At 69.7% G+C, this 9,522-nt stretch carries 8 protein-coding genes; 6 read left to right on the forward strand and 2 right to left on the reverse strand.

What is annotated here, in order from left to right; genetic code table 11:
• Position 1: 1 nt before the first annotated feature.
• The 4 genes from purD to waaL are packed head-to-tail and all read left to right on the forward strand — an operon-like array spanning position 2 to position 4,815.
• Positions 2-1,267 carry a phosphoribosylamine--glycine ligase gene (purD, locus tag FMP39_RS24280; RefSeq protein ID WP_141592604.1) on the forward strand — a complete coding sequence of 422 codons (1,266 nt, stop codon included), beginning with the start codon at positions 2-4 and terminating at the stop codon, positions 1,265-1,267.
• Positions 1,264-2,376, forward strand: coding sequence for an LptF/LptG family permease (locus FMP39_RS24285; RefSeq protein ID WP_141592605.1), 1,113 nt, complete (start codon positions 1,264-1,266; stop codon positions 2,374-2,376). The genes purD and FMP39_RS24285 overlap by 4 nt, the downstream gene beginning before the upstream one ends.
• Entirely contained in the window at positions 2,373-3,488 is a 1,116-nt protein-coding gene (locus FMP39_RS24290; protein WP_141592606.1) for an LptF/LptG family permease, read from the forward strand. The genes FMP39_RS24285 and FMP39_RS24290 overlap by 4 nt, the downstream gene beginning before the upstream one ends.
• A 1-nt stretch (position 3,489) precedes the next feature.
• Positions 3,490-4,815 (forward strand): O-antigen ligase WaaL, encoded by a 1,326-nt coding sequence (gene waaL, locus FMP39_RS24295; protein WP_141592607.1) that lies wholly within the window; start codon positions 3,490-3,492, stop codon positions 4,813-4,815.
• Here waaL and FMP39_RS24300 read toward each other — a convergent pair.
• Complete coding sequence (locus FMP39_RS24300; RefSeq protein ID WP_228558293.1) at positions 4,812-5,945, reverse strand: glycosyltransferase family 1 protein; 1,134 nt, start codon at positions 5,943-5,945, stop codon at positions 4,812-4,814. The two genes, waaL and FMP39_RS24300, sit on opposite strands and share 4 nt — an antisense overlap.
• An 86-nt stretch (positions 5,946-6,031) precedes the next feature.
• Between FMP39_RS24300 and FMP39_RS24305 the strand changes: the two genes are divergently transcribed.
• Together FMP39_RS24305 and wbaP are read left to right on the forward strand one after the other, a co-directional pair.
• Complete coding sequence (locus FMP39_RS24305) at positions 6,032-7,177, forward strand: glycosyltransferase (protein ID WP_141592609.1); 1,146 nt, start codon at positions 6,032-6,034, stop codon at positions 7,175-7,177.
• A gap of 218 nt (positions 7,178-7,395) precedes the next feature.
• Complete coding sequence (gene wbaP, locus FMP39_RS24310) at positions 7,396-8,790, forward strand: undecaprenyl-phosphate galactose phosphotransferase WbaP (RefSeq protein WP_141592610.1); 1,395 nt, start codon at positions 7,396-7,398, stop codon at positions 8,788-8,790.
• Between the two features lie 68 nt (positions 8,791-8,858).
• Here the strand turns inward: wbaP and FMP39_RS24315 are convergent.
• A partial coding sequence (locus FMP39_RS24315) for a PPC domain-containing protein (RefSeq protein WP_194858543.1) occupies positions 8,859-9,522 on the reverse strand: 664 nt, incomplete at its 5' end.

Genomic DNA, 9,522 nt, shown 5'->3' on the forward strand with positions numbered 1-9,522 from the left:
GGTGGATGTGAAGGTCCTGCTGCTCGGTTCCGGTGGCCGTGAGCACGCGCTCGCGTGGAAGCTGTCGCAGAGCCCCTTGTTGACCCAGCTCTTGTGCGGTCCGGGCAACCCGGGCACGGCGAAGCTGGGCACCAACGTGGCCCTGCGCGCGGACGCACCGGAGGAAGTCGCCGCGTTCGCGAAGCGCGAGGCGGTGGACCTGGTGGTGGTGGGGCCAGAGGCGCCGCTGGTCGCGGGGGTCGCTGACGCGCTGGCCGACGCGGGCATTGCCTGCTTCGGGCCCGTGGCGGCGGGCGCGCGCATCGAGGGGTCCAAGGCCTTCGCGAAGGAAATCATGGCCGAGGCCGGCGTGCCCACCGCCGCCTTCCAGACCTTCACCGACATGGCGGCGGCGGAAGCCTACGCGGTGGAGCAGGGTCGCATCGTCGTCAAGGCGGATGGCCTGGCGGCGGGCAAGGGCGTCATCGTCGCCCACGACGTGGAGGCCGCGCGCGCGGCGGTGCGCGCCGTGGGGGCCATGGGCGTGGCGGGCCAGACGATGGTCCTGGAGGAGCTGCTGGAGGGAGAAGAGGTGTCCGCGATGGCGCTGTGTGATGGCGAGCGCTACGCCATGCTTCCCTTGTCCCAGGACCACAAGCGCGTGGGCGAAGGCGACACCGGGCCGAACACCGGCGGCATGGGCGCGTACAGCCCCGCGCCTTTCCTGTCCGCCGCGCAGCTCGCCGAGGTGGGCGAGCGCGTGGTCGCCCCGACGCTGGCCGTGTTGCGCCGGCGCGGAATTCCCTTCCGGGGCGTGCTGTATGCGGGGCTGATGCTCACTCGCGGCGGCCCGAAGGTGCTGGAGTTCAACGCGCGCTTCGGTGACCCGGAGACGCAGGTGTTGATGATGCAACTGGGGGAGGACCTGCTGCCGTTGCTGGACGCGTGTGCCCGAGGCACGCTCGTGCCGCGGACGCTGGTGTCCGCGCCTGGTGCCTCGGTGGGCGTGGTGCTGGCGGCGCGGGGCTATCCGGACGCGCCGGAGAAGGGCCAGCGGATTGAAGGGCTGGACGCGGTGCCACCCGACGCCATGGTGTTCCTGGCGGGCACGGAGGCGCGCGACGGCGGCGTCGTGACAGCCGGAGGCCGGGTGCTGACGGTGTGCGCGCGGGGCGAGGACCTGGCGCAGGCGCGTGAGCGGGCCTACGCGGCGGTGGCGGCCGTGCGCTTCGAGGGCATGCACTTCCGCCGGGACATCGGCGCGCGAGGGATAAAGGCCGCCCCGTGAACCGCCTTTCGCGCTACCTGCTCGGGGAGCTGCTGGTCCCGCTCGGCGTGTGGGTGGCGTTCATGTTCCTGCTGCTCTTCGTCATGCAGTTCCTGCGGGGCACCGACGTGCTGCTGGGTTCGTCGGTGACGCTGGTGGACATGGCGCGGCTGCTGGCGTACCTGGCCCCGCACTTCCTGATGATGGCGCTGCCCATCGCCTTCCTGCTGGCCATCCTCCTGGGGCTGGGGCGGCTGGGCGAGGACCGGGAGCTGGTTGCGCTCCAGGCGTTGGGCATCGGGCCGGTGCGCCTGCTGGCTGCTCCAATGGGCATCGCGGTGGCGCTCAGCGTGCTGATGCTGGTCATCACCTCCACGGCGCAGCCCTGGGGCCTGGCGGGCTTGAAGGTGCTGGTGAGCGAGGTCATCCGGAAGAACGCCGTGGGCGATGTGAAGTCCGGCGTCTTCTACGAGGACCTCAGCAACTTGACGCTGTACGCGGAGCAGGTGTCCGCGGACGGGAAGTGGACCAACGTGCTCCTGCATGACGACCGGGAGGCGAATTCGCCGCTGCTGGTGCTGGCGCAGCGGGGGCAGGTGGGCACGTCCACCAGCGGCGAGGTGCTGCGCTTCGCGCTGGAGGCGGGGGAGGTGCACCGCTCCGCGGGCCGCGAGACCGAGGAGTACAGCATCATCCGGTTCGACCAGGCCGAAATCAGCGTGGGCGTGGGCACTTCCATGGGCAAGCGCAGCCGCTTCTCCTTCTCCCGTGAGGAGCTGACGCCCGGCGAACTGATGGAGGCGGCGCGCGAGGCGGAAGCGCAGGGCGAGGATGCGCGCATGTACCGGATGGCGCTGCACAGCCGGTTGGGGAGCGCGCTGGCGCCCATCGCCTTCGCGCTGCTGGGCACGCCGCTGGCCATGGGCCGGCGCCAGTCGGGCCGGGCGTGGGGCTACCTGCTGACGCTGGGAGGCTACGTCCTCTACTACCTGCTGAGCCGCGTCTTCGAGCAGATGGGGCAGAAGGGCCAGATGCCCGTGGGCCTGGCGGGGCAGATGGCCAATTTGATGTTCGTCGCAGTGGGGCTGGTGGCCCTGTACCGGGTGAGCCGCTCGGGGACGGTCAAGTGAGGGGGACGCTCTTCATCTACGTGCTGCGCACGTACCTGCGCTTCGCCCTGGGCATCCTCGGGGGCCTGGTGCTGGTGTTCGTGATGGTGGACTTCGTGGACCGCGCGAAGCTGTACACGGGCCCGGGCTGGGTGCGGGACGCGGCGGAGCTCTACTTCTACAAGGCGATGATGTCGGTGCAGCAGCTGGGGCCGGCGGCGCTGTTGCTGGCCGCGGGCACCACGGTGTCCGCGCTGCGCAAGCAGGGCGAGGTGACGGCCATCCGGGCGCTGACCTTCGGCCCGTCCGCGCTGTACCTGCCCATCCTCGTGGCGTCGTTCGTGGCCTGCGTGGGCCTGGTGGCCTTCGACGAGCGGGTGGCGACGTACTCCGGCCGGCGCGTGGACGAAATCACCACCCAGCGCTTCAACAAGTGGGGCGACTGGCGCTTCTACTACACGCCGAAGCAGTGGTTCCGGCGTGGGGACAACATCTTCTTCCTCCGGGGCGGCAGCGCGCAGGAGGGCTTCCAGGACGTGTCCGTCTTCACGGTGACGGAGTCCTTCGACCTCCAGCGGCGCCTGGACGCATCCGGCATGTTCCCGGTGGAGGGCATGCGCTGGCGCCTGACGGACGTGGTGGAGCGCACCTTCGACGGCGAGGGGAAGACGGCCGTACGGCAGCTCCCGGAAGCGGAGTATGACCTGGGCGTGGCCGTCACCGCGTTCCGCATCCGGCCAGGGCGTCCGGAGCAGATGCGGGCATCCGAGCTGCGCGAGCAGATTGTCGCGCGCCGCGATGTGGGCCTGGCGACGAAGCAGTTCGAGCTGGCCCTGCACAACCGCTTCGCCTACCCGATGGCGGCGTTCCCCGCGGCGCTGCTGGGGGTGGGGCTGGCCCTGCGCGCCAACCGGCGAGGGCACCTCACGGCCGCCATCATCGAGGGCCTGCTGACGGCGGTGGCGATGTGGGGCTTGATGATGGTGTGCCGGACCCTGGTGCTCACGGAGCGGTTGTCTCCTGGCGTCGCCGCGTGGACGCCCACCGTGCTGCTGGGCCTCATCGCGGGCGCCGTGTGGTTGCAGCGTGAGGGCCGGTTGCACCTGCCGCGGCGTTCGCTGCTGGTGAGATAGCGTGTCCGCGCTCATGGGAACCGCGTCCGAGCTTCCGCTGGACCTGCGCTGGCGCCGCGCCATCAACGCCGTGCTCGTGCTGTGGACCGTGGGCCTGGTGCTGGCGGAGGTCGTCCTCCAGGTGGCGACGGGCGCGGCGGTGTTGCTGGCGTTGATTCTGCTGGTGCGAGGGCGGCTCCGCCTGGCGCCGGACGTGCGCGCCTACGTCGGGGCCAGTGGGGTGCTGTGCCTGTGGCAGGCGGCGTCGCCCGCGGTGGCGCTGCTGACGGGCGCGGCGGAGTCGTGGCCGCGCGGCGCGCGGTACGGCCAGGTGCTGGACTCGGTGGCGGGCGCCGCGGCCGCGTGCATTGGCGCCGTGGGCGTGCCGTGGCTGCTGCTGGCGGGCGTCCTCGCGGGAGGGTGGCTGCTGGCCGCGCTGCTGGGCATGTTCCAGAACCGGGTGCGCTGGTCCGTGGAGCTGCCCTCCTTCCTCAAGCTCAACCTGGGGCGACTGCACGAGAACTTCGGCACCGAGGAGTCTCCGCGCTACGCGGCGGGGGGCTTCTTCTCCCACCGGCTTCGCTTCGCGCACGGCGCCATCGCGGCGCTCGGGCCCGCGCTGTCGGTGCTGGGCAGCGCGGACCAGGCGCGGCGGCGCATCCTGGCGGGGGCGGTGGTGATGGGGATGCTCATCTCCATCTACAACGCCTTCGCGCGCGCGGCGCTGGGCGCGGCGTTGCTCGTGAGCGTGGTGGCGTTGCTGCTGCTGGTCCAGGGCTCCGCGCGGAAGATGGGGCTGGCGCTCCTGTTCGCGCTGGTGGCCGTCGTCTCCATGAGCCCGGCCTGGCGCACACGATTGGAGAAGGCGCTGGGCAACATCTATGGCGGAGAGCGCGAGCACGCCATGGCCGTGGGCTGGAGCCTGGTGCGTGAGTACCCGCTGACGGGCGTGGGCTTCGGCAACCACAAGCCGGCGGCCCTGGCCACGCAGGACGAGACGGGCATCACCGACCTGCTGGCCACTGATTCGCACAACCTCTGGCTGACGGTGTGGGCGGAGACGGGCCTGGTGGGGCTGTTGCTGATGCTGGCGATGCACGCCCTGCTGGGGCGCGCCCTCATCCGGCGCTACCGCGAGGGCTCCATCGCGGCCACGGGCGCGCTGCTGTCCTGGGTGGGCTTCCACATCCTCGCGCTGGTGCACTACCTGCCGTTCCACTCCAGCGTGTACCTGTCCTTCTCGCTCATCTGGGGACTGGGGCTGTGCGAGGGCAGTGAACGCCTGCGCGGCCGGGAGGCCCGTCAGGGGCTCTTGGAGATGGAAGGCGCGTCCAGGTCCACGCCCTAGCGGCGAGGCGTCCCGCGCGAGCCTCCGGGCGCCGGGGACTCCAGCACGCGGCGGTAGACGGCCAGGGTGCGCCGGGCACAGTCGTCCCAGGTGAAGCGCGCCACGCGCTCCCGGCCCAGCTCCACCAGCTCCCGGCGCAGCGCGTCGTCGCGAAGCACGCGCAGCGTCGCTTCACGCCACGCCGCCGCGTCGTCCGGGGAGAGTCTCAACGCCGCGTTGCCCACGACCTCGGGCAGGGCCGTCGTATCCGACGCCAGCACCGGACAGCCCGCGCCCATGGCCTCCAGGGCCGGCAGCCCGAAGCCTTCGTAGCGCGAGGGCAGCAGCAGCGCCGCCGCCGCGCCGTAGAACAGCGGCATCTGGTCCTCGGGCAGTTCCTCCAAATCGACCACGTTCTCGTGAAGCCCCAGCTCGTGCGCCACCGCGCCCTTGCCCGCCAGCAGCACCACGGGCACCGGTAGCTCCCCGGCGAAATCCTTCAGCAGCGCCAGGTTCTTGAAGCGCTTGGCGTTGCCCACCGCCGCCACGTAGCGCGCTGGCAGCTCGTACCGTTCGCGGAACGCGGTGGCCTCGGCCTGGGTCGGCGGTTGGAAGCGGGTATCCACCCCGTTGTGAATCACCTGGAGGCGGTAGGGCGACAGCTTGAGGTGCTTCGCGAGCTCGTCGCGCGAGAACTCGGACACCGTCACCAGCGCGGTGGCCCGCTTCGCGCGAGGACCCACCACCACGCGGTAGTAGATGGACTGGGCCGGCGTGTACTGGTCCGCCAGCGCCAGGTGATTGGCGTCGTGGAGCGTGGCCACCAGCCGCCCGTTCCAGAAGAGGGGCAGTGAGAAGGACGTGGCGTGGAACGCATCCGGCGCCAGCTTCACCAGGTCCGCCGCCAGCGCCGGCTGCTCGAGGGGCGAAAGAAACCCGGCCAGCGCGCGGTGCAGCGGCATGCGCGGCGTCAGCTCACCCAGGTCGGGCGCGAGCCCTTCGGGGGGCACCAACGCGGAGAAGTGCAGGTCGGGCGCGAGCACGGGCATCCGCCGCGCCAGCTCCAGGGCGTAACGGGCAATCCCATGCAGCCGGCCGCGCACCATGCGCAGGTCGAGGAGGACGTGGGCCACGGCCTCCGCGTACCACACGCGCGGCCTCCATGGGGGGCGGGCGGGCACGCGAGGCCTCATCGACGCTTGCCGCGCCGCGCGCACCCAGTGCTAGAAGCCGTGCCGTGAAGGTTGCCCTGGTCCACGATTGGCTCGTTACCCACCGAGGTGGTGAGCGCGTCCTTGATGCCCTCTGCGAAGTCCTGCCAGACGCGGACATCTACACGCTCATCCACAAGCCGGGCTCCCAGTCGCCGGCCATCGAGTCCCGCCGCATCTTCACATCCTTCCTCCAGCACATCCCCGGCATCCACGCGCGCTACCGGCACTTCCTGCCGCTGATGCCGAAGGCCATCGAGTCCCTCCAACTCCAGGGGAAGTACGACCTGGTCCTCTCCTCCAGCCACTGCGTGGCCAAGGGCCTGCGCACGCCGCGGGGCACGCCGCACCTGAGCTACGTGCATGCGCCCATGCGGTACATGTGGGACTTGTTCGACGACTATTTCGGACCCGGACGCACGGGCCTCCCGGTGCGGGCGGCGGCCCATGCCGTCCGGCCCTGGTTGCGCCGGTGGGACCGCCGGACGGCGGCCGGGGTCGATCGTTTCATCGCCAACAGCCGACACATCGCCGCCAAGGTGCAGCGCTTCTGGGGCCGCGAGGCATCGGTCATCCACCCGCCCGTCTCCTTAGAGCGCTTCGCCCAGGTCCCTCTAGAGGGCGGAGGCCAGGGCGGCTACTTCCTCTGGCTGGGGGCCTTCGCGCCGTACAAGCGATTGGACGTGGCGTTGGAGGCGTTCCGAAGCCTGGATGCACAGCTCTGGGTGGTGGGAGCGGGCCAGGAGGCCGCGCGCCTGGGCGCCGGAAACCTGCCTGAAAATATCCGCTTCCTTGGCAATGTCTTGGATGCGTCCCTCCCAACGCTCTACCGAGACGCTCGCGCGCTCATCTTCACGCCCGAGGAGGACTTCGGCATCACCCCGCTGGAATCCCAGGCGGCGGGCCGGCCCGTCATCGCCTACGGGAAGGGGGGCGCGCTCGAGACGGTGACGGCGCGGACGGGAATGTTCTTCTCAGAACAGACACCGGAATCGCTCGCCGCCGCCGTGCGCCGGTTCGACGAATGGGAAGCAGGCTTTCGGCCTGAAGCCGCTCGCGCGCAGGCCGAGCGCTTCGGTCGCGCGCATTTCCAAAGTGCCATTCTTCGAGAGATTCGCTCGGTGCTGGGGGAGGTGTTGCCAGATTCCCCAGGCCCCGCAGCGGGACTGTGACTTCGCTGTCGCTCCTGTCTTGGTCTTTTGTGGGCAACAGGTGGACACCACCCCTGGCTGGGGGGGCGGGGCAGTCGCAACCCATTGTTTTCACGAATTTTTTCGTGCTAGCAAGCGCGGCTATCAAACGGTGATGGGCAAGCTGCGTGTCCGGATGACGAGGGCGCGAGTCTTGCACCGGGGTGGCCACCCGTTGATTACGCCACAGGAGTACTTCGGTGTTCAGTCGTCTCCAGCGTTTCTACACGTCGATCAAAGTCGTCGCCGACATGGTGATGCTCGCGCTGGCATTCGTCCTCGCGTACGCCACGCGCTTCTCCGGCATCGTGCCCGTCACGGAGGGGATTCCTCCCTGGACGGACTCGTTCTTTTCGCTGCTGATGGTGCTCGTCATCTTCCCGGTGACGTTCCACCAGTCACGCCTGTACGGCACCAACCGTTCCCGGACGAATACGGGCGAGGTGTTCGAGGTATTCAAGTCCACCATCACCGCGGCGCTCATCCTCGTGGCGGTGACGTACTTCGTGCGCGAGCGCTACTCGCGCCTCACGCTGGCCATCTTCATCGTCTATGCGTTCGCGCTGGTGACATGCAGCCGGCTGGTGACTCGCTATCTGGTGAGTGAAATCCGGCGCCGGGGCCACAACCTCAAGTCCATCCTCGTCATCGGCGCGGGGGACCTGGGGCAGCGGGTCATCGAGACGGTGGAGCACCACCGCGAGCTGGGCTTCCGGGTGATGGGCGTGCTGACGCTGCACCCGGAGAAGGTGGGCCAGTACGTGAATGACGTGCGCGTCATCGGGCTCGTGGATCAGGTGAACGAGGTGCTGGATGCGCACCCGGTGGACCAGGTCATCCTCGCGCTGCCGCTGGAGGGCCACGCCCACGTCAAGGCGCTGATGGACAAGCTGGCCCTGCGCACCGTGGACGTGCGCGTGGTGCCGGATCTGTACCAGTACATCACCCTCTATGGTGGCCTGGAGGAGTTCGGCGGGCTGCCCATCATCCGTCTCCAGGGCGACCCGATGGAGGGCTGGAGCCGGGTGGCCAAGCGGGCCTTCGACATCCTCTTCTCGTTGCTGGCCATCCTCATCACCGCACCGCTCATGGCCGCCACCGCGCTGGCGGTGCGGCTCACCAGCCGCGGGCCCATGCTCTACCGCCAGGAGCGCATGGGCATGGATGGGCGCACCTTCCCCATCCTCAAGTTCCGCACCATGTGCATCGACGCCGAGCACGGCGGCGCGATGATGGCCTGCCCGGACGACCCGCGGCGCACGGTGATTGGCACCTTCCTGCGGAAGTACTCCCTGGATGAGCTCCCTCAGTTTTTCAACGTCCTGCGCGGCGACATGAGCCTGGTGGGTCCGCGCCCGGAGCGCCCCGTCTTCATCGAGGAGTTCAAGCGGCAGATTCCGCGCTACCACCTGCGGCACAAGGTGAAGGCGGGCATCACCGGCTGGGCGCAAATCAACGGCTTGCGCGGCCAGACGTGCATCGAGAAGCGCATCGAGTACGACCTGTACTACATCGAGAACTGGTCGCTGCTGATGGACCTGAAGATTCTCGTGCGCACGGCGCTGGGCGGCTTCCTGTCGAAGAACGCCTACTGACGCCGCGAGCCCGAGCGGTGGCGCTTGCCACGGCTCGGGCCCGGGGGTTCAACGCTGCTGCGTGGGGATTACTGGATGCTCCACACCACGGTGCCGGTGCAGCTCCCGCTGGAGTAGCAGCCCGCGCGAATCTGCAGGGTGGTGGCCGTGGACGAGGTGTACGTCAGGCTGGAGCCACGGCCGCTGCACGCGTCGTCGTTGACCGCCGCCTGCGTGGCGCCGGCGAAGAGGCGCAGGTAGGTGTCGCCCGTGAAGGTCGCGCCTGTCACGCCGCAGGTGGCCACGGTGATGCTCTTGCCCGCGGCAATGGCGACGTCGTGGTTGGTGGTGTTCTGCTGCGCGCTGTTGGTGTTGCTGCCGCTGAAGTTGAAGCTCCCGCTGGTGGGGCCGCCTGAGCCGCCGGAGATTTCCCAGACGACGCGGCCGGTGCAGCTCCCGGTGGAGTAGCAGCCGGCGCGGACCTCGTGGTTGCCGGCGGTGGTGGCGGTGAAGGTGATGCTGGATCCGCGGCCGCCGCAGGAGTCGTCGTTGGTGGCCACCTCGGTGCCGGCGGGGTTGCGCAGGCGCAGCCACGTGTCACCGGTGAACTGCGTCCCCGTGAGGCCACACGTCGCGACGGTGAGCGTCTGGCCCGCCGTCAGCGCGATGGTGTGATTGGTGGTGTTCTGCTGTGCGCTGTTGGTGTTGCTGGCGGTGTAGTCGAACGAGTTCTCCGGGGGCGGGGGCGGGGGC

The sequence above is a fragment of the Myxococcus sp. AB056 genome (assembly GCF_006547365.1).
Lineage (GTDB): Bacteria > Myxococcota > Myxococcia > Myxococcales > Myxococcaceae > Myxococcus > Myxococcus virescens.